23 protein-coding genes are annotated in these 24,886 nt (G+C 70.1%); 11 read left to right on the top strand and 12 right to left on the bottom strand.

Annotated features, from left to right (window positions below; all coding sequences use genetic code 11):
• Nucleotides 1–319 precede the first annotated feature (319 nt).
• Nucleotides 320–1,657 carry an O-antigen ligase family protein gene (locus tag VM324_12255; GenBank protein ID HVM00056.1) on the top strand — a complete coding sequence of 446 codons (1,338 nt, stop codon included), beginning with the start codon at nt 320–322 and terminating at the stop codon, nt 1,655–1,657.
• Nucleotides 1,654–2,868 (top strand): glycosyltransferase, encoded by a 1,215-nt coding sequence (locus tag VM324_12250; protein ID HVM00055.1) that lies wholly within the window; start codon nt 1,654–1,656, stop codon nt 2,866–2,868. Before VM324_12255 ends, VM324_12250 begins: the two co-directional genes overlap by 4 nt.
• A 253-nt stretch (nt 2,869–3,121) precedes the next feature.
• Here the strand turns inward: VM324_12250 and VM324_12245 are convergent, their stop codons facing one another.
• Entirely contained in the window at nt 3,122–5,635 is a 2,514-nt protein-coding gene (locus tag VM324_12245; GenBank protein ID HVM00054.1) for a cell wall-binding repeat-containing protein, read from the bottom strand.
• Between the two features lie 488 nt (nt 5,636–6,123).
• Between VM324_12245 and VM324_12240 the strand changes: the two genes are divergently transcribed.
• The 5 genes from VM324_12240 to VM324_12220 all read left to right on the top strand — a co-directional run bounded on the left by VM324_12240 (nt 6,124) and on the right by VM324_12220 (nt 11,272).
• On the top strand, nt 6,124–7,359 hold the full coding sequence (locus VM324_12240) for an oligosaccharide flippase family protein (protein ID HVM00053.1): 1,236 nt from the start codon (nt 6,124–6,126) through the stop codon (nt 7,357–7,359).
• Nucleotides 7,356–8,321: a glycosyltransferase family A protein gene (locus tag VM324_12235; protein HVM00052.1), complete on the top strand. Its 966-nt coding sequence runs from the start codon at nt 7,356–7,358 to the stop codon at nt 8,319–8,321. Before VM324_12240 ends, VM324_12235 begins: the two co-directional genes overlap by 4 nt.
• Nucleotides 8,322–8,325: 4 nt before the next feature.
• Nucleotides 8,326–9,312, top strand: coding sequence for a glycosyltransferase (locus tag VM324_12230; GenBank protein HVM00051.1), 987 nt, complete (start codon nt 8,326–8,328; stop codon nt 9,310–9,312).
• 116 nt (nt 9,313–9,428) lie between these two features.
• Nucleotides 9,429–10,496 (top strand): NAD-dependent epimerase/dehydratase family protein, encoded by a 1,068-nt coding sequence (locus tag VM324_12225; GenBank protein ID HVM00050.1) that lies wholly within the window; start codon nt 9,429–9,431, stop codon nt 10,494–10,496.
• A complete protein-coding gene (locus tag VM324_12220; protein HVM00049.1) occupies nt 10,487–11,272 on the top strand; it encodes a WecB/TagA/CpsF family glycosyltransferase in 786 nt (261 codons plus the stop codon). Before VM324_12225 ends, VM324_12220 begins: the two co-directional genes overlap by 10 nt.
• Here VM324_12220 and VM324_12215 read toward each other — a convergent pair.
• From VM324_12215 to cysC, 9 genes are all read right to left on the bottom strand, one after another.
• Nucleotides 11,259–12,734 carry an exopolysaccharide biosynthesis polyprenyl glycosylphosphotransferase gene (locus VM324_12215; protein ID HVM00048.1) on the bottom strand — a complete coding sequence of 492 codons (1,476 nt, stop codon included), beginning with the start codon at nt 12,732–12,734 and terminating at the stop codon, nt 11,259–11,261. The genes VM324_12220 and VM324_12215 overlap by 14 nt on opposite strands.
• Before the next feature lie 344 nt (nt 12,735–13,078).
• The gene (locus VM324_12210) at nt 13,079–13,279 is read right to left on the bottom strand and encodes a hypothetical protein (GenBank protein HVM00047.1); all 201 of its coding nucleotides are present in this window, start codon (nt 13,277–13,279) and stop codon (nt 13,079–13,081) included.
• Nucleotides 13,251–13,889, bottom strand: a complete 639-nt coding sequence (locus VM324_12205; protein ID HVM00046.1) for a nucleotidyl transferase AbiEii/AbiGii toxin family protein — start codon at nt 13,887–13,889, stop codon at nt 13,251–13,253. Before VM324_12205 ends, VM324_12210 begins: the two co-directional genes overlap by 29 nt.
• Nucleotides 13,886–14,089 carry a hypothetical protein gene (locus VM324_12200; protein HVM00045.1) on the bottom strand — a complete coding sequence of 68 codons (204 nt, stop codon included), beginning with the start codon at nt 14,087–14,089 and terminating at the stop codon, nt 13,886–13,888. The genes VM324_12205 and VM324_12200 overlap by 4 nt, the downstream gene beginning before the upstream one ends.
• Nucleotides 14,090–14,125: 36 nt before the next feature.
• A complete protein-coding gene (locus VM324_12195; GenBank protein ID HVM00044.1) occupies nt 14,126–14,884 on the bottom strand; it encodes a class I SAM-dependent methyltransferase in 759 nt (252 codons plus the stop codon).
• A gap of 29 nt (nt 14,885–14,913) precedes the next feature.
• Nucleotides 14,914–16,221 carry a GTP-binding protein gene (locus tag VM324_12190; protein ID HVM00043.1) on the bottom strand — a complete coding sequence of 436 codons (1,308 nt, stop codon included), beginning with the start codon at nt 16,219–16,221 and terminating at the stop codon, nt 14,914–14,916.
• Between the two features lie 2 nt (nt 16,222–16,223).
• A complete protein-coding gene (cysD, locus tag VM324_12185; GenBank protein HVM00042.1) occupies nt 16,224–17,129 on the bottom strand; it encodes a sulfate adenylyltransferase subunit CysD in 906 nt (301 codons plus the stop codon).
• 41 nt (nt 17,130–17,170) lie between these two features.
• Nucleotides 17,171–18,976: an SLC13 family permease gene (locus tag VM324_12180; protein ID HVM00041.1), complete on the bottom strand. Its 1,806-nt coding sequence runs from the start codon at nt 18,974–18,976 to the stop codon at nt 17,171–17,173.
• Between the two features lie 22 nt (nt 18,977–18,998).
• Nucleotides 18,999–19,652, bottom strand: coding sequence for an adenylyl-sulfate kinase (cysC, locus tag VM324_12175; protein ID HVM00040.1), 654 nt, complete (start codon nt 19,650–19,652; stop codon nt 18,999–19,001).
• Nucleotides 19,653–19,760: 108 nt separating this feature from the next.
• On the opposite strand from cysC, the gene VM324_12170 reads away from it, so the two are divergent.
• Together VM324_12170 and VM324_12165 are read left to right on the top strand one after the other, a co-directional pair.
• Nucleotides 19,761–20,417, top strand: a complete 657-nt coding sequence (locus VM324_12170; protein HVM00039.1) for an S-layer homology domain-containing protein — start codon at nt 19,761–19,763, stop codon at nt 20,415–20,417.
• Between the two features lie 97 nt (nt 20,418–20,514).
• Nucleotides 20,515–21,066, top strand: coding sequence for an RNA polymerase sigma factor (locus VM324_12165; GenBank protein HVM00038.1), 552 nt, complete (start codon nt 20,515–20,517; stop codon nt 21,064–21,066).
• Nucleotides 21,067–21,190: 124 nt separating this feature from the next.
• Here the strand turns inward: VM324_12165 and VM324_12160 are convergent, their stop codons facing one another.
• Complete coding sequence (locus tag VM324_12160; protein HVM00037.1) at nt 21,191–21,550, bottom strand: hypothetical protein; 360 nt, start codon at nt 21,548–21,550, stop codon at nt 21,191–21,193.
• Between the two features lie 875 nt (nt 21,551–22,425).
• Here VM324_12160 and VM324_12155 point away from each other — a divergent pair.
• Both VM324_12155 and VM324_12150 read left to right on the top strand, forming a co-directional pair.
• Nucleotides 22,426–23,682, top strand: coding sequence for a hypothetical protein (locus VM324_12155; protein HVM00036.1), 1,257 nt, complete (start codon nt 22,426–22,428; stop codon nt 23,680–23,682).
• Nucleotides 23,667–24,077, top strand: coding sequence for a hypothetical protein (locus tag VM324_12150; GenBank protein ID HVM00035.1), 411 nt, complete (start codon nt 23,667–23,669; stop codon nt 24,075–24,077). The genes VM324_12155 and VM324_12150 overlap by 16 nt, the downstream gene beginning before the upstream one ends.
• A 13-nt stretch (nt 24,078–24,090) precedes the next feature.
• Here VM324_12150 and VM324_12145 read toward each other — a convergent pair whose 3' ends face one another.
• Nucleotides 24,091–24,822, bottom strand: a complete 732-nt coding sequence (locus tag VM324_12145) for a DUF3152 domain-containing protein (GenBank protein HVM00034.1) — start codon at nt 24,820–24,822, stop codon at nt 24,091–24,093.
• Between the last annotated feature and the right edge of the window lie 64 nt (nt 24,823–24,886).

Raw genomic sequence — 24,886 nt, 5'->3', positions numbered from 1 at the left:
GCATAGCGGATGAACTCGTCACGCTCCAAGTCTGTCCTCTTTCATCCGGAGCCGATGGCATCGATGCCGCCGAACGGTGCTCGGGCACTCCGTTCAGCGGACCAGCGGAAGCGCGCGCCCGATGCAGTTCACAGCGTCGTCAATGTTGCCACCTTGCCCTAGACTTGTCGTGAGGCATCCACCGCGAGACAAAGCGGCCACGGCATGGGTGCCTCACGGAGGTGGAGTGGAGCTCGCTACTGCATCGAGGGGCCGCGACCTGCGGCCGCCGCTGACCTCTCACATGCGAGGAATGACGTCCCCGGAGCTCTATGTGTTCATGCTGGCGGTCGCCTTGTGCGGCTACCTGTTCTTCAACCGTCCGTTTGCGTACCTCGGAGTGCCGGGCACCCCCATCTTCCTTGGTGAGATCCTCCTTGGAGCCGGGCTTGCACTCGTGTTCCGCCGACGCTCGATGGTGCTGCCCACGTTGCTGCGATCGCCGCCGCTCGAAGCACTCCTCCTCCTCCTGGCTCTCGGAACGGCACGCCTCCTCCTGGACCTGCCTGAGTACGGGCTCCTCGCGGTCCGCGATGCAGCGTTGCTCTACTACAGCCTGTTCGCCCTCGTCGTCGCGGTGGTGCTACGCACCAATCCTCCGTTCCTCGACTTGCTTATGACCTGGTACGTCCGAATCCTTCCCTGGTTTCTGGGGTGGGCCGGTGTCGCGGTGGTCATCAACCGTCGGTTCTCTTGGTACGGGCCGACTATGCCCGGAACGGACGTGGCGGTACTGGGCTTCAAGCCTGGTGATCTCGGTGTTCACGCCGCCATCGGCCTGTCGTTCGTGTGGCTGTGTTGCAAAGCACCGACCGTGCGGGCCCAGCGCTTGCGGCTGTTGGCAACCGCAGCAGCATTGGGCTCCGTGCTGATAGCAGGGACGACGAACCGGGGAGCAATCGTGTCGGCGGCGCTCATCCTTGGCGGCACCGCCCTGGCCGCTCCGCGACACCGCTCCTTTGCGGGAACCACGCTCGGCGTGCTGTTGTTGCTGGTAGCGCTCGTGGCGGTCACGGACGCTCGCATCGACGTGGACGGTCGAGAGGTGTCCCTACCACAGTTTGTCGAAAACGTCGGCACGCTCATGGGTGGGGAAGGTAGCACCGAAGGCATGCAGCAAGGAACCGTTCGCTGGCGGCTGAGTTACTGGGGAGAGATCGGGCAAGATACGCTCGCTGGGCGCAACGGCCCCTTGGGCCTCGGGTTCGGGCCGAACCTCGCCGATCACTACGGGTATCAGGTGTCCTTCGACACCGAGCAGCGGCTGCGCAACGCGCACAACTCGCACATGACGCTCCTTGCCCGTCTCGGTCTGCCCGGACTGGCGCTGTGGCTGCTGTTTTGGAGCGTTTGGGGAAAGAGCATGTTCGACGGTCGGCGCCGGGCAGCGCCCGGCACCCGGCAATGGCGACTGGCCGCCTGGCTTTCCCTGTCGGTTCTCGGCATGCTCGTGAATGCCGTGTTCGATCCAACTCTGGAGGGCCCGCAGACAGCGCTATGGCTGTGGACGCTCGTGGGAATCGGCTGTGCCTTGCCGTGGATGCGCCAGCCGGAGGACCCTTCAACAGGGTTGACGGCGGAAAGTGGCCCGTCGCAGCGTTCCCGGATCCGGCCGTGAAGGTGCTGCTGTCGGCGATCTGGTGCGAACCGGGGCGCGGAGGAGAGCAGGAGGTCGGGTGGCAGGCCGTGCTGGCGGCCACCCGGAGGCATGAGGTCTGGGTCTTGACGCATCCGGGAAGCGTTCGGCCCGTGCAGGAGGCGCTGCGCGCCCGCCGCCTCGCCGATCGTGCCCACATAGAGGGTGTCTCTCTCGGCGGGCGCATCGACAGGTTCCTCCACACCGGCACACTGCGTTTCCACGCCTACCAGGACCGATGGCAACGGCGTGCCAAAGAACGTGCTCGGGAGCTCGATGAAGAAGTGGACTTCGATTTGGTCCATCACGCCACTCTTTGCGCCTACTGGACCCGGGCCGGGGTGGGCGCGCTCGGCAAGCCTTTCGTGTGGGGGCCTCTGGGCGGGGGCGTGGAGGCGCCGTTACCCCTAATTCCCGAACTTGGCGTCAGAGGCATGGGTGAGTTCCTGCTCCGCCGGACAGGGCGGGGGCTCCTGGCTCGTCACCAACCGATTGCCCGGCTTCAGCGGCAGGCGGCGGTGGCCTGGGTCGCCAACGTCGAAACGGCGGCCGTGGTTGCCAGTCCAGGCCGCACCGTCATCTACCCGCAGGGCGCCTGCGCGTCCGTCGAGGCGGTCGGACCGCCGCCTGCACGCACCCACGAGGTTGTCTTCGTTGGTCGTCTCATCCCTTGGAAGGCCTGCAAGCTCGCTGTCAGGACGCTGCGACACATGCGCCGCCGGGACGCGGTGCTGCACGTGTACGGCAACGGGCCAGATCGTGGCCGAGTGGAGCGAGCGGTCAAGGCATGGGGCCTGCAGCAGCGGGTGGTCTTCGAGGGCCACGTTGAGCGAAAGGAGCTCCATCGGCGCCTCGCGCGGGCCGCCGTGCTGCTCCATCCCGCCCTGCATGACGAATCAACCTTGGCCGTCGCGGAAGCCCTATCCTTCGGGACACCGGTGGTTTGTCTGGCTCATGGCGGACCGAGGGAGCTGGTGCGCCATTGGCCAGCGAGCCCTTCCTTCACCGTGGCCCCCAGCAGCCCCGGTTCCACTGCCAGAGTCCTGGCGGCCGCCGTCGATCGTTTCATGAACGAACCAGCCCCGATACCTCCGGGTCCGCTGAGGCCCACCACCGCCTTCTCAGAGACGCTACTGCGCGCCTATGAGCAGGCAGCTACGCACCACATGGCTGTCGGGCGCCACGTGAGGTGAGGATGGCAGGTAGGCCGGTGTGGCGGTTAGTTAGAGCAGGGACGGGCAGGCTTGCAGGGCTGGTGGGCCGCCAAAGCCGCCGTCCACCGCGATCACCGACTGACGGCCCCGAACCCCGGCCGGCAACGACCGTGCCCCCGCCACGGCGGGGGCACGGTCGTCTCAACTACACGTCCTCACCGGAAGTGGCGCCGCCATCCTTGATTGAGGTGTCGCCCTACGCCCGGCCGAGCTGAGGGGAGTAATGCGACGGTCACTGGAACACGCCCAGCGAGTCGTTGCCGAAGGCACGCCACTCGGCGGGTGTGCGGCGGGCGTCCTTCCAATGGAACGGCTTTGGATTGGTGCCGATGATGTAGTGGTTGCCCTGGAAGCGGATGTTGTGGGTGTCGTACCAGTTGGGGTCGCCGACGTCCTGCGCCGCGCCCGTGTAGCCACCCTTTGTCTTGATGGTGTTGTCGCGGACGATGACGTTGCGCGATTCCCACTTGCCCAGTGCAAGGCCGCCACGGTTTTGCTGGATGACGGTGATGTCGTTGAAGTTGTCCTCGACTGTGTTGCCGTAGACTTCGACGTTGGAAGAGATCGCAACCTGGATCCCTGCTCCGTAGGCCCACGGATGGTATCCACCGTTGCGAGCGACATAGTTGTTGCGGATGACTGCGTCCCAGCTGATCTCGTGCCAGATGCCCGCGCTGGGATTGTCGGTGACAGTGTTGCCCTCGACGAGCAGGTTCACGTTGTCGACATCGCTCCAGATGCCCGCCCCGAAGTTGTTGTGCACCACGTTGTTGCGGATGGTCATGTTGCGCGTGGCGCCGACCTTGATGCCGCCTGCCTCCCATCCGGGATGGAAACCGGCGGTGTTGTTGTGCTCAACGAGGTTACCTTCGATCAGTGCGCCGAGGCTGGTCCCGGAGCCGACGCCGAGTTGGCCATTGTGGTGCGCGTGATTCCCCCGGGCGACACCGCTGGCGATGCGTCCGTCGGATCCGAGACGGATACCGACCGCGTGGTTCAACCGGACCTCGTTGTTCCGTACAAGCCATCCTGCCGCATGGAAGCTGTCGATGGCTCCCCACTGCCCGGGGCTGGCGAACTTCTCGACGATGAAGTTGGCGACCTCGACGTAGTCCGAGACCGGGCTCGGCCACTGCTGCCGGTGGTGACCGGCGACGGCTGCCGACGGACCGGCGCTGACCTCCAGCTGGCGGATCGTCGGGTCGTCGGCCAGGAAGATCTTGTCGGCCCCGTAGTCAAAGAAGAACGTGCCTGGGCGCAGTGCCGCGAGCGTAGCCACCGGCCGTAACGACACACTGTCGATGAACACCTGGTCAGGAGGAGCGCAGAGGGGATAGTCAGGATGGCACTCTCCCGGCGCCCACAGCTGTTGGGTCTGGTTGGGGATGACCCACCGCGTACCGTCACGCACCACGTTGGTGACGAGTTTCGAGCCGTTGAGCACGGCACCCGGCGAGCCGATCAGCCGCTGGCCGCTCTTTGGCCGAAGCGCGGCGGCGAGGCGGTATTCCCCTGGCTGGAAGCAGAACGTGGTGCCCTCGGGATGACCCGCCAGGAGCGCGTGCAGGTCGTTGCCGGGGGCGACCCGCACGCCCGAGCACGTCTCGGTCTGGGGGCCGACCTTCAAGCCGGGGCTCGGCTGGGGTGACGGGCTGGGCTCGGGCGCGGGTGCGGGTGCGGGACTAGGTTCGGTTGTGGGCGTGGGCTGCGGTGCCTTGGGCCCCTTCCTGAGCTTTTGGGCCAGCTGCACCTGGACGTCGCCGGTGATCGCCGCGTGGCCGCCAACCAGGCGTACCTGCTCGACTGTCAACAGCTTGTCCGAGAGCCAGGCTAGGCCGTTGCGCGTGGGGTCGTAGGAGCGCCCGTCAACCAGGAGCAGCAAGGACCCGCTGCGTGCGGCTGCCGGCCCTGCGGTCAGGGCATCGGGATAGTTCCGCCCGGTCGCCAGCCATACGCGTGAGGGTTCCATGCCCTCAGACAGCGCTCGGTCGGCCACTGCCGCCGAAGTGGCGTAGCGGTCGGGGCCGCTGATCCTCGTGACCGAAATCCCCAGAGAGGCGACGGCCTGCAGTACGTCGGCAGGAACTGAGGCCTCGCCGCCAACGACGGTGGCCTTGCCCGGGCGCAGCTCGCTCAGCAGCAGGCGGGTCGGTTCGGGAAGGCGCTGACCGACCAGCAAGATGGGCTGGCGCTTGTGGGAAGCAAGTGCCGAAACAGACACCGCGTCCGCCCATCCCCGCCGAGGGTCAGGGTGTGCGCCCTCCGTCAGGTAGACCGCAGAGACGGTTCCCCTACTGGCGACCGCTCGTGCGACGCCCGCCGCCGTCTCGTAACGGTCGGCCCCGGCAACGCGGGTTACCTGCGCGACGCCCTGGGCCCGCACCTGCTCCTCCATGGAGGCGGCGAGCGCCGAGTAGCCGCCCAGGAGGATCACCCGCGTCGGCGCGAGGCGCCGCAGTTCCGCGGCGGCCTGGGCCGACAGCCCGCCGCGGGCGGTCAGGAGGATCGGACCCTCCAGTGCAGCAGCCAGTGGTCCACCAGCGAGGGCGTCGGGGTAGGCGTCGGCTCGCGCCAACACGGCGGTGGATGCGCCGTCGGGGAAGACCCCGCGGGAGATGTTCACCGCCGTCTCAATCCGATCCCTTCCCGCCAGGCGGTCGAGGTCGGTTCCGGCGCCGGCCGCGTCAGCGGCTGACATCCCCGGAAACAGCCCCGCGCTCAAGAGGGCAATGAGAAGAGCGGTCAACAGGCGGACCGGCTGTGAGGCTGGTGTGGTGGCCCGCAGGCAGGCTGGTTTCATTGTGGGGCTCCGTGGTTCGTACAAGGGGGACAGGAAGCCGTCCCAGCAAGAGACGACCGTTGCCTGTTGCCTCGGCCCCGCCAGGTCAGGTCTTGAGCGACCGTGCAACGCGGGCGTGGAGGCCAGCCGGGCGCTACCGTGGAGGTCGCCCGCGGAGAGCCTGGCACGGTGGAGCGAGGCGGCCGTCGCGGAGGCGGTTGGAGACCGCGTGAAGGAGGGGGAAGGGGCTGATTCGTTGCAGATGTCCGGGTCCTAGTGGCCCCCCGCGGGGTCAGAACCGGGCCGCCCCTTCCACCGGCGTGGTGCCTGGCGCCGGGACTTCGTCAAGCCCTGTGGACCTTGAGCAGCCCACGGCGGCGTGGTAGCAGGTGTCGGATCAACCGCAACGGACCACATCCGCTCCCTTCGCGGGCATCCGGCAGTGGGGACCGCGGGTGTCGCTGGCGGTTGCAGATCAAGCGCTGTTCGCCCTCTCGAACTTCGCGCTCAATATCCTCCTCGCGAGATGGCTGACGCCCAGCGAGTACGGCGCCTTCGCCGTCGCCTTCGGGATCTTCCTCCTCGTGGCCACCACCCATCAGGCCGTGCTGATCGAGCCGATGATGGTCTTCGGAGCAGGACGCTTCACCGAACGCTTCTCCGCCTACGCCGAGGCGGTACTGAGAGGCCACTTCACGTTTACCGGCGTCGTGAGCGCTGCGCTGCTCGTCGTCGCGGCGATCGCGGCGGTGACCGACCATGCGGGGTTCGCCTCCGCCATGCTCGGTCTGGCGGTTGCTGCCCCCTTCATCCTCTTCCAGTGGCTCATGCGCCGGGCGTGCTACGTGTGCTCCAGACTTGGTCATGCGGTTTCGGCGGGTGCGGCCTACATGCTCATCGTCGTCCCAGGGGCTTACCTGCTGTACCGCGCCGGTGCACTGTCGGTGTTCACGGCCTTCGCGCTGACGGGCGCGGCCAGCCTCTTCACGGCCTCGTGGCTCCGCTGGCGCCTACGTCTTCGGGACGCGGGTGAACGGTTTGACTTCTCACAGATGCTGGCTGCCCACTGGGAGTACGGGCGATGGGCCCTCGGTACTGGCGGGCTCAACTGGGCGAACTCCAACGTCCTCATGCTGCTCATGCCGATCTTCCTGAGCCTGGCGGCAGCGGGCACGTTCAAGGCCGCGATCAACCTCATCATGCCGCTGTGGCAGACCGGGGCCGCGGTCGCCACCGTCTTATTGCCGGGTCTGGTGCGCGCACGCGCGGAGGATCGCGACGGTCCGCTAGGGACGGGTGTCCTCGCAGCAGGCATTGTCGGTGGAGCGGTGTACGCCGTCGGGCTGCTGGCGTTTGGTGACGCCCTCGCCCGAGGGCTCTACGGAGGGCAGTACGACCTGGGCTTTCCACTGCTGCTGTGGCTGGCCGTGCTCAGCTTCGCAACTGCGTCGCATCTCGGCATCGCGGTTGCGCTGCGCGCACTGGAGCGGCCGAACTTGATCTTCCGGGGCCAAGTGCTCGCAACGGTCGTTGTCCTACCGCTTGGCCTCCTGCTCATGCTGTTCTTCGGCGTGTCTGGTGTGCTGGCCGCTTCGGCAATCGCCGCAGTGGCCGACACGGGCTACTGTTGGTGGTTGTTGCAGCGCGGTATAGCGGAGGATCGCGTCATAGGCCACAGAGGGCATTCGTGAGCATCGACGCTGCCACAGTCGTTGTGCCGACGCGCAACCGGCCCGAGCTTCTCTCGGTAGGGCTGCGATCCATCTTCGCGCAGCGCGACGTCAACCTCGAGATCATCGTCATCGACGACGGCTCTCGGCGAGTGCTCTCCCACGACTGTCCGGAGGTTCGCGACCCTCGAGTGCGGGTCATCCGCAACGAGGAATCGCGGGGCCCGGCGGAGGCCAGGAACCAGGGGATCGCTGCAGCCGCAAACGAGTGGCTCGCATTCTGCGACGACGACGATCTGTGGGCACCGACGAAGCTGGCGCGCCAGTTACGTCTGTTGCACGAGACCAACCGCCGATGGTGTTACTCGGGCACCGTCATCGTCGACTCCGCGCTGCGCGTCGTGGGCGGGGGCAGGGCCCCAGAGCCGCAATGGGCTCATGAGGCACTCTTGTCCGCATGCGTGATCCCGGGCAGCTGCTCCAGCGTCATCGTCCACGCAAGCGCCCTGCACGATGCGGGTTTGTTCGACCCGACCTTTAACCAGTTGGAGGACTGGGACCTGTGGATCCGTCTCTCCCGCACCGCAGGCTTGGCCGCCTCGGACGACTACCCCGCCGTGGCTTATCGGCTTCATGGCGAGAATAGGACGACAGCCGCACACGAGGCGTTAAAGGATTTCAAACTGATCAAAGATCGTTACGACCCTGACAACGACGCGGCCGGGCGCGACCTGGCCCTCTTTCACCGCTGGTCGGCTTGGGCCCCGTTGCTGGGGGGACAGCGGTGGCTGGCCGCCCGTGCGTACCTTCGGGCAGTCCGGGCCGGCGACTTAACTTCCCTCGGACGCACCGCCATCGCACTCACCCAACCACTATCCCGAGCGGTCGTCCGCCGGCTCACCCAGGCGGACCCGGAGTATCAAAAGCTGGCGGAAGCGTGGCTACTCGCGTACCGCCAAAAAGATCCAGTCCGGGAGAGCTGAGGTCGTGAACTTCCAGAGTCAGCTGGTGAGCGCGGTCATCCCCGCCTACAACGCCGAGCAGTTCGTCTGCTCCGCCGTCGGCAGCGCCCTGGATCAGACACACGCCAACGTCGAGGTCATCGTCGTCGACGACGGCTCCTCCGACGGCACCCTGGCGGTCCTGCAGGAGATCGCCGATCCGCGACTGCGCGTCATCGTGCAACCGAACGCCGGCGTGTCGGCCGCCCGCAACCGCGCCATCGCCGAGTCCGCCGGTGAGTACGTCGCATTCCTCGACGCCGACGACGTTTGGGATCCCACCAAGCTTAGTCGACAGCTGGACGTGCTCGAAGAGCATCCGGAATGGACCGGCGTGGGAGCGCTCATGCACCACGTCGGTGCAGAGGGCCGCGTCCTCGGCGTAGCGGGCCACCGCGTGGGGCCGGCAGAGCAGCGCGCGATACGGGAAGCGCGGCTCAACCCGTTCCCCATCTCCTCCCTCCTCGTCCGCCGTGCGGTTATTGATCGGGTCGGCCTCTTCGACGAGGATCTGCATCGGCATGCCCCGGGAGGCGTGGAGGACCTCGACTTCGTGTCACGGATTGCGGCTGCTGGCTTCCTCGGGTGCGTCGAGGAGGTCTTGGGCGGCTATCGCATGCACGGTGGAAGCAGCAGTGCCCGCTACTTCCGCTCGCAACGGCAAGGCGCCCGCTACCTCGTCGCACGAACCGCTGCGCGGGCGGCGGGGGACACGCTCACGTTCGCCGATTTCGAACGCGGACGAGGCCAAGCGGTTCGCCACTGGTGGATTGACACCGCAGCGTACTGCTACCGCGCCGCGGGCGTGGCCCTAGCTGAGGGCCAGCCCCTGCACGCGGTGTGGTGGGCAGCACCGGCGTTGATCATGGATCCGGCGCGAACCCTACGACGCCTCGCCCTGCAGCGCGGGCGGCTGCGCTCCTACCCGTCGAGCGGGCCGTATGGGGGCGAATCTGGCAGGACGCGCGGGTGAGCAGACATGGCGAAGTGGTGAAGATTGCGCGCCCCACATCGATGGGCCCCAGGAAAGATGAGGCGGAAGCTCGAAAACGGGTACACGACGTGCCGTAACGGCTGGCAGGAGACTCGATGAGCGTGGTGGTGGTGGTGACCGGGTCGGGGGGCCTGGTCGGTTCCGAGGCGGTGCGCTTCTACGCGCCGCGGGCCGACGTCGTCGTCGGCATCGACAACGACATGAGAGCGCGGTTCTTCGGCAAGGAGGCCTCCACCGCCTGGAGCGTCAAAGCGCTCATGGCCGCCTACGGCAACTACCAGCACCACGAGGCGGACATCCGCGACGTGGGGGCGATCCAGCGCATCTTCGCGGAGTACGGGCAGGACATCGCTCTAGTGCTCCACACCGCGGCGCAGCCGTCTCACGACTGGGCCGCCTCCGATCCGATGACCGACTTCACGGTCAACGCCAACGGCACGCTCGTTTTGCTGGAAGCCGCGCGGGAGTTCTGCGCAGAGACCGTGTTCATCTTCACATCAACGAACAAGGTGTACGGCGACCGCCCCAACGCTCTGCCACTCGTCGAGTTCGACAGCCGCTGGGAGGTCGAAGCAAGCCACCGCTACGCCACCCACGGTATCGATGAGACCATGAGCATCGATGCGACCACCCATAGCCTGTTCGGCGCGTCGAAGGTGGCCGCCGACGTCCTCGTGCAGGAGTACGGCCGCTACTTCGGCATGCGCACGGCTGCCTTCCGGGGCGGCTGCCTGACCGGCCCGTCGCACGCCGGTACGCAGCTGCACGGTTTCCTCGCGTATCTCATGAAGTGCACGGTGACCGGCACCGGCTATACGGTGTTCGGGTACAAGGGCAAGCAAGTGCGGGACAACATCCACAGCGAGGACCTGCTTGCCGCGTTCGATGCCTTCTACCGCGCCCCCCGTGTGGGAGAGGTCTACAACATCGGAGGGGGACGGTTCAGCAACTGCTCGATGCTCGAAGCCATCGAAGTCTGCGAGGAACTGGCCGGTCGCAAGCTGGCGTGGACCTATCGCCAAGAGCCCCGGATTGGCGACCATCAGTGGTGGATCAGCGACGTCCGGCGTTTCCAGGGCCACTATCCGCAGTGGCGAGTGCGCTACGACACCAGAGCCATCCTCGAGGACATCTACCGACACGGCGTGCAGCGGTGGGACTAACCTCCCCCGACAAGGTCGACGTCTTCGGCGTCGGGATCAGCGTCATCGACTACGAGCAGGCCTGCGCCGCAGTTCTCGACGCGGCCCGCGCACACCGCTCCCTGGGCCTTTCCGCCCTCGCCGTGCACGGGCTCATGGAGTGCGTCAACGACCCGTCGCTGGCCGCGCAGGTCAACTCCCTTGCCATCGTGGCACCCGACGGCCAGCCGGTGCGGTGGGCCATGAACCTGCTGCACGCCACGGGACTGGCCGACCGCGTCAGCGGACCTGACCTCGTCGACCGGGTCTGTGCGGAGTCGGCACGTCAGGGGGTGAGCGTCTACCTCTACGGCAGCACGGAGGAGACGGCCCGGGCTTGTGCGCGGGCGCTGGAGCGCCGGCACGTCGGCTTGCAAGTCGCCGGGGTCCAGCCCGACCGCTTCCGCGAGGCGACGCCGGAAGAAGACGAGGAGGACGTTCGGCGCATCCACGAGTCGGGAGCGGGTGTCGTCCTCGTCGGGCGGGGCTGTCCGCGCCAGGAGCGCTGGGTGGCGGATCATCAGGGCACGGTCAGCGCAGCGATGCTCGCCGTCGGAGCGGCATTCGACTACTTCGCCGGCAACCTGCGGCGGGCACCGGCGTGGATGCAGCGCCTCGGCCTCGAGTGGCTCTACCGCCTGTGCCAGGAGCCCCGGCGGCTGACCCGCCGCTACCTCGCGACGAACTCGGCGTTCCTCGCTCGGATGGGCGGCGAGCTGGCGCGCCAGCGCCTGGGGCGAGGCGTCAAGCGGCTTTAGACGCGTTGCCTTCCAGGGGGGCGCGACCCGGACGCGACAACCGCAGGCCCAGGGGCCGGTGAGCTGCGGGACGTCGCCGAGCCTCGCGCAGGTCGCTGAGTGCGCGGACGATAAGGACCTCGGCCGTTGAGAAGAGGATGGCGATGTCCAGGCCGATCGACCAGTTTTCCACGTAGAACAGGTCCAGCCGCTCGTATGCGGAGAACTCCGGCTTGTCGTTCGCCTCCACCTGCCATAGCCCGGTCATCCCCGGCAGGATCCGCGTTCGAGCCCGCAGCGCGTCGCTGAACAGCTCCGTTTCGTCAGCCAACGCCGGACGGGGGCCCACAAGGCTCATCGTGCCCCGGAGGACGTTGAGGAGTTGCGGCAACTCGTCGACGTGCAGCTTCCTCAGCACGCGGCCTACGGCAGTGACTCGAGGGTCGTCGCCGAGCTTGAACAGCGGGCCGTGGCGCTCGTTCCGCGCGCGGAGCGGCTCCAGCATCGCCTCGGCGTCCGGGACCATGGTGCGCAACTTGTAGATCGTGAAGAGCTGCCCGTTTCGGCCCACCCGTTCCTGGCGGAAGATGACCGGACCACGGTCGTGGACCTTGATGGCAAGAGCTGCCACAGCGAGCAACGGCAACGCCAAGAGCAGGGCGACGCCGGCGACAGATACGTCAAGGACGCGCTTGGCGGCGAACTCCCAGGGGCCCAGGGTCGCCTGCTCGAGGTAGAACATCGGCTCGTAGGCGAACGCTTGGGAACGCAGCCGCCGGTGAGCCACCCCCTGCAAGCCCGGCGACAGGTGCACGTGCACGTCGGCGGCCAGAAGCTGGCGAACGACGGCGTTCAGCACGTCGAGACCAAGGCACGTCGTCGCGACCACCGCCCCTGAGGCCTTGCTCTCGCGCAAGGCCGTGACCGTCCGGTCCAGTCCACCGAGATAGGGCACGTCCAACGCGAGCTCACGGGCGGCTGCGTCATCCCCGACGACCCCGGCGGCGCGAAAGCCAAGCTCCGGGTGGTCGTGCAACAACTGGGCCAGCCGGCAGGTTTCCGGACCCGTCCCGACCAGCACGACGTTCCGGAAGAGCTGGCCGCTGCAGCGGAGTGCGCGCAACCACGCCCGGTAGCCACCTCTCAGCATGACAAGCAAAAGGAATGCCAGGGCTGTGCCTGCCGCGGCGGCAAGGGGTGTGACCGTCGCCGCCGTCGTCGAACCAAGAAGCCAGGCGCCAACCCCGCAGGCCAAGGTCGCGCGGGCGAGGCGGGTGTGCTCCACCACCTTGATCGCGCAGACCCGCGTCTGATACAGCCGCTGAGAAGTGATGAGCGCCATCCCCATCCCGGTGATGCCCACCGTTTCGAGAACGGCGGCGACCAGCGTCCTCGCGTCCTGGCCTGCCCGCGGAGCGACCAGGGCGACAGCCCAGGCCATGAGTAACGCGCCGACATCGAGGCCAACGAGGAGGCGGCGCAAGGAGGCGCTACTCCAACGCTGGCCGTCCTCCCTGGCCCCTTGCGGCTCAACGGCTGCAGCGCCGACGGAGTCTGCCCTATGCTCCGGAATCGACCGGCTCTCCTCCGACACGTTCCCCCCGCCCTTCGACGTGCGCGTCCGTCTTTGAGTTCGCCTGGCGCTGAGATGCCTCAGACTCGGACATGCACCGCATGCCCCCCCTAGTGGGGGTATCCTTGACCCCTCTGGGTGACCAGAGTAGCCACTTTTCCGGGCCCTTGCCACCCCCGTTCGGGTTCTCAACCGTCACACCGTCACAATGGCGTCCTTCCAAGAGCAACGGTCATGGTCGACTGCGCACTCTCTCACGGGTCACCGGCTTCCGCCACGGCGGCGAGACCGACGGCCAGTCGCTGTTCGAGCGCGCCGCGCCACGGCAGCGGCCCGTAGCCGGGCGGGTTGAGCGCCTCGTCGGGGACGCGTCCTCCAACCTCCACGAAGGCGGTGAAAACCGCGCTGCCGTCCGCGTCGAGGACATCACCGGTCGGTCGCGTCGCCGGCCGCATCGCCTGGCGCCGTTGCGTCACCGTGCCCCCGGACGAGGTCCTTCCACTCCGCGACGAGTTGGCGCCCCCGGTTGGCTCCCCGACGCACGATGAGCTGGAGCATCTCCTCCGCGAGGACGAGATCGTCGGCACCGGCCACGGAGAGGAGGGCTTGCAAGTCGACCTCGTCCTGGGGGCGGCGATCGTCTCGCGCAAGCACCTTGAGCGCCAAGAGGTGCCCGGTTCGAGCCACGTGGAGGCGCGTGCCGGTGAAGACCTCCAGCGGCTCCGCCGTCTCGACCATCTCCTGCTCTACCCCGGAGGACGCGAACAGCAGATCAACAACCACGCCTGCCGGGGACTGACCCGCACGAGCGAGCCGCACGGCGGCCAGGCGCTCGAGCGCTTCGTGCTCGAGGACCGCGACCGGCTCGTACCGCGGTGCGAGCGCGCCGACGACCGCCTCGGCACCGCGGTCATCCGCCGCGGCGACCGCGAGATCGACGTCGCGGGTGAACCGCGGTTCCGTGCGGACAGACACCGCCAGGCCACCGACCAGGGCGAATCTCACCCCGCGGGCGTTGAGGGCGGCCGCGACCTCGCGAAGGACGTCGGCGAGGCGGTCGCTCACCGGCGCAGGGCACGAGGCCGGCCGACCCCGTCGCCGTGCTCGGCCCCGGGCCTCTCGGCCAGCCACTCGGCGAGCAGGCGCTCGATCTCTGCCGCGCCGGCCTCGGGATGACGCCGGCGCAGATTGCCCCGCATGAGCTCGACCCCGTCGTCGAACAGCGCAAGCGCCGTGCGCAGCCGTTCAGCGGCATCGGTGGACATGGGATCGATTGTGGCATGCGGCGGGAGGAGACCCGCTCAGGTCGGCACGGCCGGCGTGACGACGTAGAGCGACTGGCCGTCGGTCTCGCCGCCGTGGCGGAAGCCGGTGACCGTGAGGCCCGCCGCGTCCAGCAGCGCCCCGAGGTAGCCCCGCTCGTAGCGCACGCAGTGCAGCGCCCCGCGCCACGCCAGCGGCCCGTAGCCGGGCGGGTTGACCGCCTCGTCGGGGACGCCGTCCTCCACGAAGGCGGTGAACACGGCGCTGCCGCCCGCGTCGAGGACACGGCGGATCTCCCCGAGGTAGACGCCGACGTCGCCGGCCGTCATGTGGGAGAACAGCGAGTAGGCGTAGACCGTGTCGACGGCGCGGTCGGCGACGGGTAGGCGGAAGCGGTCGTCGAGCGCCGCCCCTGAAGGGTTGTAGCGCGCGTTGCGCACGTCGAGGGCGCCGAAGGCGGCGAACGGCGCACGGGGCGCGAGGTGGCGGCTGCTCCAGCGGATCACCCGCTGGTCGACGTCGATGCCGCGGTAGGAGCGGATCGCCCCGAGCTCGGCGGCGATCCCGATCAGGAGGCGCCCCGCGCCGCAACCGAGGTCGAGCAGGCTCGTGCCCTCGTCGAGGAGGCCGAGCTCGGCGAGCCTGCGCGCGTCGCGCCGGCCGCCTGCCACGAAGTCGGCGTCAGCACGGAAGTGCGCGCCGCCGGCGCGCAGCAGCACCGGCGGCAGCGGCAGCCCCGAGACGGGTTCGCGTCCGCGGGTGACCGGCACGGCGAGCGCTCGCGCGCTAGCCTTCACACGGCGCAGGATCACCGGCTCGACGAGACCTACCCACCGGCGAGACCGGGGTCGGTGAGCATGCCGGCGCCGACCGTCGTGTTCGCCTGCTCGTCGACGAGGATGAAGCTGCCGGTCGTGCGGTTGCGGGCGTAGGGGTCGTAGCAGATCGGCGCCGTGGCGCGCAGCCGGACCCGGCCGATGTCGTTGAGCGACAGGCGGGTGGCCGTCTCGTCGCGGTGCAGCGTGTTCACGTCGAGCCGGTAGCGAAGGTCCGTGACCATCGCACGCGCGGACCGGGTGGTGTGCTTGAGCGCGTACATCCGCCGTGGCTCGAGTGGCCGTTCGGCCATCCAGCAGACCATCGCGTCGAGGTCCTGGCCGACGTGGGGACGGTTGCCGGGCCGGCAGACCATGTCGCCGCGGGACACGTCGATGTCGTCGGCGAGGCGCACGACGACGCTCATGGGGGGGAACGCCTCGGCGAGCGGGCCGTCGAAGGTCTCCACCGCGCTGATCATCGCCTCGAGCCCCGAGGGCAGCACGACCGCGTCGTCGCCGGGCTTCAGCACCCCGCCGGCGACTTGGCCGGCGTAGCCGCGGTAGTCGTGGTGGGCGTCGGTCTGCGGCCGGATAACCCACTGGACGGGGAAGCGGACGTCGACGAGGTTGCGGTCACTGGCGATGTGCACGTGCTCGAGGTGGTAGAGCAGCGGCGTGCCCCCGAACCAGGGCATGTGCGTGCTGCGGTCCACGACGTTGTCGCCGTGCAGCGCCGAGATGGGGATGAACACGACGTCGGCGACCGCGAGCTTGGCTGCGAAGGCGGTGAACTGCGTGCGGATCTCCTCGAAACGTGCCTCGGACCACCCGACGAGGTCCATCTTGTTCACGCAGACGACGAGGTGGGGGATGCGCAGCAAGCTGGCGAGAAACGCGTGGCGGCGCGACTGCTCGGTCATCCCGTTGCGGGCGTCGACGAGCACGACGGCGAGGTTCGTCGTCGACGCGCCCGTCACCATGTTGCGGGTGTACTGCGGGTGGCCGGGGGTGTCGGCAATGATGAACTTGCGCCGCGGCGTGGCGAAGTAGCGGTAGGCGACGTCGATCGTGATGCCCTGCTCGCGTTCGGCGCGGAGGCCGTCGGTGAGCAGGGCGAGCTCGGTGCGGTCGAAGCCCTGCCGGCGGCTGGCCTGCTCCACGTGCGCGAGCTGGTCGACGAAGATCTGCTTGCTGTCGAGGAGGAGCCGGCCGATCAACGTCGACTTGCCGTCGTCGACGCTGCCGGCGGTCGAGAAGCGCAGCAGGTCCATGTCGAGCGCGGTGGGCGACAGCGGGTGCATGTCGGTGACCGGCATGGCTAGAAGTAGCCTTCTCGCTTGCGGTCCTCCATCGCCGCCTCGCTCACGCGGTCGTCGGCGCGGGTGGCGCCCCGTTCGGTGATGTCGGCGGTAGCGACCTCGGCGATCACCTCGTCGAGCGTTGACGCCGTCGACTTCACCCCGGCGGTGCACGTCATGTCTCCGACGGTGCGGAAGCGCACCGTCTCGGTGAACGGCTCCTCGCCCTCAAGGCGCTGCACGAACTCGCTCACGGCGTAGAGCATGCCGTCGCGGTTGAAGACCTCGCGCTGATGGGAGAAGTAGATCTCCGGCAGCTCGATGCGCTCACGCGCGACGTACTGCCAGACGTCCATCTCCGTCCAGTTGGAGATGGGGAAGACCCGGAAGTGCTCGCCCTTGCGGCAGCGCGCGTTGTAGAGGTTCCAGAGCTCCGGGCGCTGGTTCTTCGGGTCCCACTGCCCGAACTCGTCGCGGTGGCTGAACACCCGTTCCTTGGCGCGGGCGCGCTCCTCGTCGCGGCGGGCCCCCCCGAACAGCGCGTCGAAGCCGTGCTCGGCGATCGCGTCGAGCAGCGTGACGGTCTGCAGCTGGTTGCGGCTGGCGCGCGGACCGTTGTCCTCGACCACGCGCCCCGCGTCGATGGAGTCCTGCACGCTGGCGACGATCAGCCGCTCGCCGAGCCGCTCGACCGCCCGGTCGCGGAAGGCGATCACCTCGGGGAAGTTGTGTCCGGTGTCGATGTGCACGACGGGGAACGGGAACCGCCCGGGGCGGAGCGCCTTCTCGGCCAGCCGCAGCAGAACGGCGGAGTCCTTGCCGCCGGAGAACAGCAGCGCGGGGCGTTCGCGCTCGGCGACGGCCTCCCGGAAGATGTGGACAGCCTCGGCTTCGAGCGCGTCGAGGTGGCTGAGCGCGTATGCCATGGGTTGTAGTGTCACCGATCCCTCCACGCGGGGCGAACCGTTCATGGCCAGCCGAGTGGCACGACGGCGGCCACTATGACGACGACGAGGACCGTGAGCGGCAGGCCGAGCCGTACATAGTCCCCGAAGCGGTAACCGCCGAGCCCGTAGACCATCGTGTTCGTCTGGTAGCCGATCGGGGTGAGGAAGGACGCGCTCGCCGCGACGGCGACCGCGATCGCGAAGCCGCGCGGGCTGCCACCCACCTGGCCGGCGGTCGACACGGCGATCGGGAACATGAGCACCGCCGCGGCGTTGTTCGTGATCAGCTCGGTGAGCATGATCGTGGCGAGGACGACGCCGACGAGCGCACCGAGCGTCCCGTAGCCCTCGAGGCTGCCGACGAGCAGGCTCGCGAGGCGGTCGGCGAGTCCGGTCGTCATCACCGCCTCCCCGAGGCCGAACGCGGCGGCGATGAGCACGATGACGTTGAGGTCGACGGCGTCGCGTGCCTCCCGCAGCGTGAGGGCCCCGACGGCGACGAGCGCGAAGGCCGCGACGAGCGCGGCGTTGAGGATCGGCATGACGCCGGTCGTGGCGAGCACGATCATCGCGAGGGCGATGCCTCCGACGAGCGGAGCCTTGCGGATGCGCCCCGGCGGCGTGCCACCGATGCGGGCGACGAGCAGAAAGTCCTGGGACTCCCGCCAGCGCGCGTAGAAGCTCTGGTCGGCGAGGAGCAGCAGCGTGTCGCCCGGCCGCAGCGTCACCTCGCCGAGCTTCGCGTCGACCCGCTGGCCGGCCCGGTGGATCGCGAGCACGACGGCGTCGTAGCGTCCGCGGAAGCCCACCGACTTGAGCGTCCGGCCGACGAGTGAGGAGCTCTGGCCGATGACCGCCTCGAAGAAGGCCTGGCGTTCGTCCTTCAGCCCGGCGAGGTGGTGCTCCTCGGTGGTCACGAGGCCGCGCTTGGTCTGCAGGTCGACGATCTGCGACACCTTGCCCACGAACGTGAGGACGTCGTCGCCGGCAAGCGGCTCGTCGGGATCGACCGGCGCGATGAGCTGCTTGCCGCGGTCGATGCGGGCGAGGAACACGCCCTGGAGGTGGCGCAGCCCCGCCACCTCCACCGTCGCACCGTCCAGCGGGCCGCCCGGCAGGACCCGCATGGCGACGCTGAACTCGCGGATGCTCTCCTCGAACGTCTGCAGCGCCGCCTGCCGGTAGGGGAGCACCCGCGGGGCGAGGAAGAGGAGGAGCAGCACGCCCCCAAGTACGAGCGGCACTCCGACCCGGGTGATCTCGAACATGCCGAGGGGGGCCTGGCCGGCGTTCTCGAGCAACCCGGAGACGACGAGGTTCGTGGAGGTGCCGATGGCGGTGACCGTGCCGCCGAGGATCGCCGCGAACGACAGGGGCATGAGCAGCGGCGACCCCGACTCGCCGCGTCGCGCCGCCCAGTCGGCGACCTGGGGGGCGGTCATCGCCACGATCGGGGTGTTGTTGAGCACCGACGACATGGCCGCGGTCGGTGCCACGAGGCGCGCGAGGCGCCCGAAGGTCCCGGGAGGAGGCCCGCTTCCCGCGACGCCGGCCGTGTCCGCCCGGTGGTTGCCGAGGATCCGGGTGATGAGCGGGTCGAGGACACCCGTGACCTCGACCGCGCGGGCGAGGACGTAGAGGGCCGCCACGGTGACGGGGGCGGGGTTCGCGAAGCCGGTGAACGCCTGATCGGCGTCGATCACGCCGACGAGCAGCAGCGCCACCGTCGCGCCGAGGACGGCGACCGCCGGAGGCACGAGGTTGCGGGCGAGCACCCCGACGGTGGCGGCGACGACCGCGAGCGTCACCCACGCCTGCCAGGTCACCGCGTGAGCCTCACGGAAAGTCTTAGCCGTGGGCCGGAGGAGCGGAGCCGGCGGGGAGCCAGCCTCGCTGCTCGAGGTAGGCGATGACACGCTCGGTCGACTCTTCGGGGCGCTCCCGGTCGGTGTGGAGGTGCAGCTCTGGATCGGTCGGTGGCTCGTAGGGGTCGGAGATGCCGGTGAAGTCGCCGATCTCGCCGGCGAGCGCCTTCGCGTAGAGCCCCTTCACGTCACGGTCGATGCAGGTCTGCAAGGGAGCGTCGACGAACACCTCGGTGAAGTTCGTCGTCATCGCCCGGACCTTGGCGCGGGTGTCGGCGTACGGCGAGATCGCCGCAGTGATCACCCCGACGCCGTGGCGGGACAGCAGCTGGGCGACGAGGCCGATGCGCAGGACGTTCGTGTCGCGGTCCTCCCGCGAGAAGCCGAGGCCCTTGGACATCGACGTGCGCACCTCGTCGCCGTCGAGCGACTCCACCGGGGCCCCGCGCCGGCGCAGCTCGGCCTCGACGAGACCGGCCACGGTGGACTTGCCCGCCCCTGACAGGCCGGTGAACCACAGCACGTAGCCTTCGCTCACACCCCTTGCGCCTCTCGTCCGACGGTCCCCTGCTCGAGACCATAGGAGGACCGGGCGCGGCGTTCCCCCTGTTCTCACCGGGCGCTGCACTAGTCGCATTGAGGGGTTCGGGAAGTGGCCCTCCTCCGGGCGTACCTCTGAGGGCGGGCCCGACCGATCACGGGAGTACGGAAAGCGACCTACCCCGACGTGAGAAGGACCGACTCCATGACCGCAACCCGGACCGCCGCGACGACTCTCGTCGCCCTCGCCCTGGCCGTTCTGCTGGCGGTGCCGGCAGCCGCCGCGCCGCCGTTCGGCGCTCCCCGGCAAGGGCCGCCGGATCGCACCCCCGGCAACCCCGTCGCGCACTGCCTGCCCGACCGGGGCGGCGACGACACCGAGGTCCCCGACGAGGACGAGAACGAGGTGCCCGAGACCGACACCGTGACGGCGGAGGTGGACGAGACCTACGTGCCCGAGGACGAGGGGACGCCGTCGCCGGCGGACAGCGACGAGCAGAAGGCCGCGGTCGCCCGCTGCGTCCTTGCGAGCCTGCCCGACATCGTCGGCAACGCCCACGCCGCGTCGATCGTCGCGGTGGTGGTCAGGGGCATCGCCAACGGCTACGCCGACGGCACCTACCGCCCCCAGCAGCAGGTGACCCGTGGCCAGATGGCCACCTTCCTCGCCCGCGCGCTCGACCTCGCCCCCGCACCGGCCAGCGGACTGCGCGACATCGCCGGCAACACCCACCAGGCGGCCATCGAGGCCGTCGCCGCCGCCGGCATCGCCAAGGGCTACGCCGACGGCACCTACCGCCCCCAGCAGCAGGTGACCCGGGGCCAGATGGCCACCTTCCTCGCCCGCGCGCTCGGTCTATAAGCGCCTGACCGACCCGACGGGCCCGGCACCTCGGTGTCGGGCCCCGGCGGCGTCCGCTCAAGGCGGCGTCGCGGGCGACCGACACTCCAGGGAGCCGATGGAATCCGACGCCGTGGGCCAGCTCGTGGCCGCCGCGCAGGCGAACGCCCCCTGGGCGTTCGCGCGCCTCTACCGCCATTTCTCGGCGGCGGTCTGCGGCTACCTGCGCGCGCAGGGGGCGGAGGACCCCGAGGGGCTCACGAACGAGGTGTTCCTCGGCGCGTTCCGGCGTCTTGGCGCGTTCACCGGCGACGGTGACGGCTTCCGGTCGTGGTTGTTCACCATCGCCCACCACCGCCTCGTCGACGACCGCCGGCGGCGTGCGCGCACGCTGGCGACCGCCCCGCTCGACCGCAGCGTCGACCCCCGCGCCGGCGGTGACGTGGAGGACGACGCCCTCGCGCGCCTCGCCGGTGGGGAGGCCATGGCCCTGCTCGACGGTCTTCCCCCCGACCAGCGGGCCGTGCTGACCCTGCGCGTCGTCGCCGACCTGAGCATCGCGGAGACCGCGGGGATCCTCGGCAAGCAGCCCGGCGCCGTGAAGTCGCTGCAGCACCGGGCCCTCGAGGCGCTGCGCAGAAAGCTGTCGCACGAAGGCGTATCCGCGTGAGTCCCCGCAGCGATTGCCCGGACGACATGCGCGCGCAACTCGACGACCGCACGGTCGACGACCTCGTCGCCGGCCGGGTGCCGCAGGGCCGGGCGGACCTCGACGGCCTCGCAACGCTGCTGGCTCAGCTGCGGACCGTCGCCCACGACTGCGCTCCCCGGCCGGATGCGGCCCTCGCGAGGGTGTTCGCCGACGGGTTGCCCGCAGACCTCCCGGCCGAGAAGCCCGCCCCGGCACCCGCGGCCCGGCGCCGCACGCCGCCCGCGAGGCGACCGTCGTGGCGGCGGGCCCCGGCGCTGTCCGGCGCGATGCTGGCCGGGGCCGTCGGGAAGCTCGCCGCGCTGGGGCTGGGCGCGAAGGCCGCGCTCGCGCTGACGACCGCGGCGGCCCTGAGCGCCGGGGCCGTTGCCGCGGACCTGCCCGAGCGGATCGGCAGCGCATGGGAGCGCCGCGCCGACCACAGCCCCGCCAGCCCCCCGGACATCGGCGGTCGATCCGACGACCCCGGACTGCCGGCCCCGTCCCCCGCCGTGCCGGCGGGTGGCGGCGAGGGAGACGGGCAGGGCACCACCGACCCGCAAGCCCCGCAGGCACCCACCGTCGAGGAGGTCCGCGAGGACCGGGCTGGCGACGGGCTGGACCGGGCCCGGGACGAGACGGCGGGCACCCCCGCCCGCATCCCCGCCGAGCCGGGCGGCGGCGCGGCCCCCGGCCGACGACCCGAGGAGCGCGGCCGGCCGCCTGCCACGACACCGCCGGGGGGGCCCAGGAGAGCCCGGCAGCGCAGCGCCCCACGCCGGAGAGGACCCCCGCAACCCCGCCTGCGCGCCCCGGTACGGATGCGCCCGGCGCTCCCGAGTCGGCTGGGCCAGCCCGATCGCTGCCCGGGGCGACTGCCCCTCCGGCCACGCCCGGACGGCCTGGGAGCGATCCCGCCGGGCCGCGGGAGCACGCACCCGCCGGAGGTCGCGCGAGCGCGGCCGGCGGCCCGCTCGCCGACGCACCGGCCCCCCCGCCGCCATAGGCGACTCCTTGCCGGGGGCGGGCACCGTCAGCCGCCCAGGAGCACCGGTTGGTGGGGCGGGTTGCCCGATCGGGAACGCATCCCTGGCCGAAGGTTCCTCCACGGGGCATACCGTCCGAGTCGTCGGCTCCTGAGATACTCACGAGGTGCACGGGAGGGGACCCATTGCCGCCGACCGGGGCGAGCGTCGGTCGCCGCCCGCCGGCCGGACCGACGACGTCCAGCGCGCTGACCGACTCGCGCTGCCCCGGGGACCGGCTGCCGGCGGCAGACAGGTCACCGCCGGGCTTCTTCCAGCCCTCCAGCGGGAAGCCGGGAACAGGGCGGTCACCACGATGCTGGAGGGCGTCCGCGGGGAGGAGGCGGCCGTCCAACGCCAGGCGCCCGCCCCTGCGCCGGCGCCCGCGCCGGGGGTCACGCCTCCGTCCGGGCACGGTCCTGCGCCGCAGCTCCTGCCGGACTTCGGCAACACGACCTTCCTCCACGGCGGGCCCCGCTTCGACCTCCGGTATGAGCCGGTCGGGCCGTCGCCCGCGGTTGGCAAGGTCACCGCCATCCTGAAGGTGCACGTGATCTTCAAGCCGTTCGAGCGGGCCATGATGCGGCGCAAGGAGTTCGTGCGTCACCGCTGGAGCCGCGAGCAACTGAACGACTTCGCGTGGCCGGAGGACCAGCAGCAGCAGTGGGTCGGGAGGTTCAGCAATGCCGTCTCCGACGGGTGGAAGGAGAAGCACGCTTTCGTCCTCAACGAGGCGGGCTTCGCGCCGCACCGGGCGACCTGCGACGTGCAGGTACGCCACGTCGACACCCCTGAAGAGGCGAACACCATCATCACCGCGCAGTGGGTGCCGCGCGGTGCGCCACGACTACGCTCGTCGGTGACGGGAGGCGCCGCCGAACTCGACGCGCGCGACGTCGACCAGCCGGAGACGCACCGGGTGAGGCCGGCACAGCTCATCCGACAGATCCCGGGGTTCGGCCACGACAGCGCGGAGATCAACCCCGCCGTCGAGGCGCACATCCTCGACTTCGAGGACCGCTTCCGTCAGCTGCGCCAGCCCGGCAGGCCCTTCGACGTGCCCGTCGACGACATCAGCGTCGGCGTCACCGGGCGGGCCACGTCGCCGGGTTCGCAGCGCTACAACCGCGATCTCGGCATGCGCCGGGCCTCCGCCGTCCAGGATCGCCTCATGGACGACCTCGGCCTGTCGATGGCGATCGGGATCGGCACCGGAGAGACGAATGCCAGCGACGACCCGAAGTTCCGCCGGGTCGACGTGGCCGCCACGGTCGGGGAGGAACGCGAGGTCGCCCAGAACGTCGCCGCGCACGAGGCCGGCCACATGTTCGGCCTCGGCGACGAGTACGTCGACGAGCGCCCGCCGACAGGCGCCGTGCCGAAGTTCGCCGGCGACGAACCGACGCACGCGGGCGACATCCGCGCGACCCTCGGGGACGAGGCGGCCGACGCGCTGCTCGTGCAGAACGGCCCGAGCATCATGTCGCAGGGCAGCGAGGTCCGGCCGGGCCATTACGTGCCCTTCCTCCAGGCCCTCAACCGCGTCACGAGCAAGACGTGGAGCCTGGAGTGAGCGACGAGCTCCTACCGCCCGGCGCCTTCCTCACCTGGCGCTACGTCGACGCCCACCGGGGCATCGACCGCCGGCAGGTGTACTACGACGACGGCCGCGTGGAGGCCGTCGAGGGCGACGACCGCTGGGTGCTGTGCCGCTTCACCCGCGAGCAGGTGGCGAGCGCCAGGGCGGCGGTGACCGGCAGCGGCTTGACGGCCAGCGGGAGCGACCAGGGCGCGGCCACGTACGACGCCGCCCCCGTGACCTACGCCTGGCGCCTCGACGGCGAGGAGGGGCAGGTCACGAACACCGGCTACCCGGCCACGCGCCACGACGCCATCGACCGCCTCGACGCGGCGCTCGCCGAGCTCGAGGAGGCCGCGGGAGGCTGGCCGCTGCTCGCTGAGGACTGACCGGCCGCTCAGGTCACCAGGTCGCCGGCGGCGGTGACGGGCGGTGGTCGGACGGATCGTGGTCGTAGGGGGGAGCGAGCGGCTCGCGGCGCTGCGTGGCGAGGTCGATCTCCCACTGCAGCGGCCAGGGGTTGGGCAGACAGCCGTCGAGGGTGGTGCTCTGCTGCGCCATCACCGGCGCGGGAAGACCCGGCCCGGGGCACTGCGGGTCGGGGTGGTGGAGGTGGAGCAGGTGGCCGACCTCGTGGTTGACGAGCATGATGCGGTAACCCTCGAGGTCCCCCGGCCACTCCCGGGTCGCGGACCGCCAGCGGTCGGCGTTCAGGGCCACCACCGGTCCGTTCTGGCAGGAGTACCGCCCGCGGGTCTCGTAGGGGCGGCAGGCCGCGTCGACCTCCGGCCCCTCGGCGAGCAGGATCGTGTACGGCGCGTCGGGCGTCTCGACGAACCGGAGCCCCGCCCGGGCCCAGCCACGCGGGTCGGTCAGCACCGCCCCGACGACCGCCGCGAACTCCGCGGCCTCCTCCGGCGGCGTGCGCGCGTCGATGCGATAGCCGATGGACTCGACGTCGGGGGGCGCGGGTGCGCCCGCCGCAGCCTCGGGGAGGGGGTCCCCGGCAGCCTCGGGGAGGCGGTCCTCGGCGGCCACGACACGGTCAGGGTCGTCGCCAGGCGCAGCGCAGCCGGCGAGCAGTGCGACGCAGGCGGCAAGGCCTCCGACGCCGACGGCCGCGAGCCGGCGCATCCGACCCGCCTCCCAGCACCGTCGGGGTGCTCGTCGTGTCGCCTCGCCGCAACCCATGCCCGTC

The organism is Egibacteraceae bacterium (assembly GCA_035540635.1).
Lineage (GTDB): Bacteria > Actinomycetota > Nitriliruptoria > Euzebyales > Egibacteraceae > DATLGH01.
This window is presented reverse-complemented; position numbering and strand designations above follow the sequence as displayed.

Bases quoted from the DNA above. Each gene is read 5' to 3' on its own strand.
- VM324_12255 (HVM00056.1), top strand. From the start codon at position 320: ATGCTGGCGGTCGCCTTGTGCGGCTACCTGTTCTTCAACCGTCCGTTT.
- VM324_12225 (HVM00050.1), top strand. From the start codon at position 9,429: ATGAGCGTGGTGGTGGTGGTGACCGGGTCGGGGGGCCTGGTCGGTTCC.
- VM324_12210 (HVM00047.1), bottom strand. From the start codon at position 13,279: ATGCGGCCGGCGACGCGACCGACCGGTGATGTCCTCGACGCGGACGGC.
- VM324_12200 (HVM00045.1), bottom strand. From the start codon at position 14,089: ATGTCCACCGATGCCGCTGAACGGCTGCGCACGGCGCTTGCGCTGTTC.
- VM324_12190 (HVM00043.1), bottom strand. From the start codon at position 16,221: ATGCCGGTCACCGACATGCACCCGCTGTCGCCCACCGCGCTCGACATG.
- cysD (HVM00042.1), bottom strand. From the start codon at position 17,129: ATGGCATACGCGCTCAGCCACCTCGACGCGCTCGAAGCCGAGGCTGTC.
- cysC (HVM00040.1), bottom strand. From the start codon at position 19,652: ATGCGACTAGTGCAGCGCCCGGTGAGAACAGGGGGAACGCCGCGCCCG.
- VM324_12170 (HVM00039.1), top strand. From the start codon at position 19,761: ATGACCGCAACCCGGACCGCCGCGACGACTCTCGTCGCCCTCGCCCTG.
- VM324_12165 (HVM00038.1), top strand. From the start codon at position 20,515: ATGGAATCCGACGCCGTGGGCCAGCTCGTGGCCGCCGCGCAGGCGAAC.
- VM324_12160 (HVM00037.1), bottom strand. From the start codon at position 21,550: ATGTCCGGGGGGCTGGCGGGGCTGTGGTCGGCGCGGCGCTCCCATGCG.
- VM324_12155 (HVM00036.1), top strand. From the start codon at position 22,426: ATGCTGGAGGGCGTCCGCGGGGAGGAGGCGGCCGTCCAACGCCAGGCG.
- VM324_12145 (HVM00034.1), bottom strand. From the start codon at position 24,822: ATGCGCCGGCTCGCGGCCGTCGGCGTCGGAGGCCTTGCCGCCTGCGTC.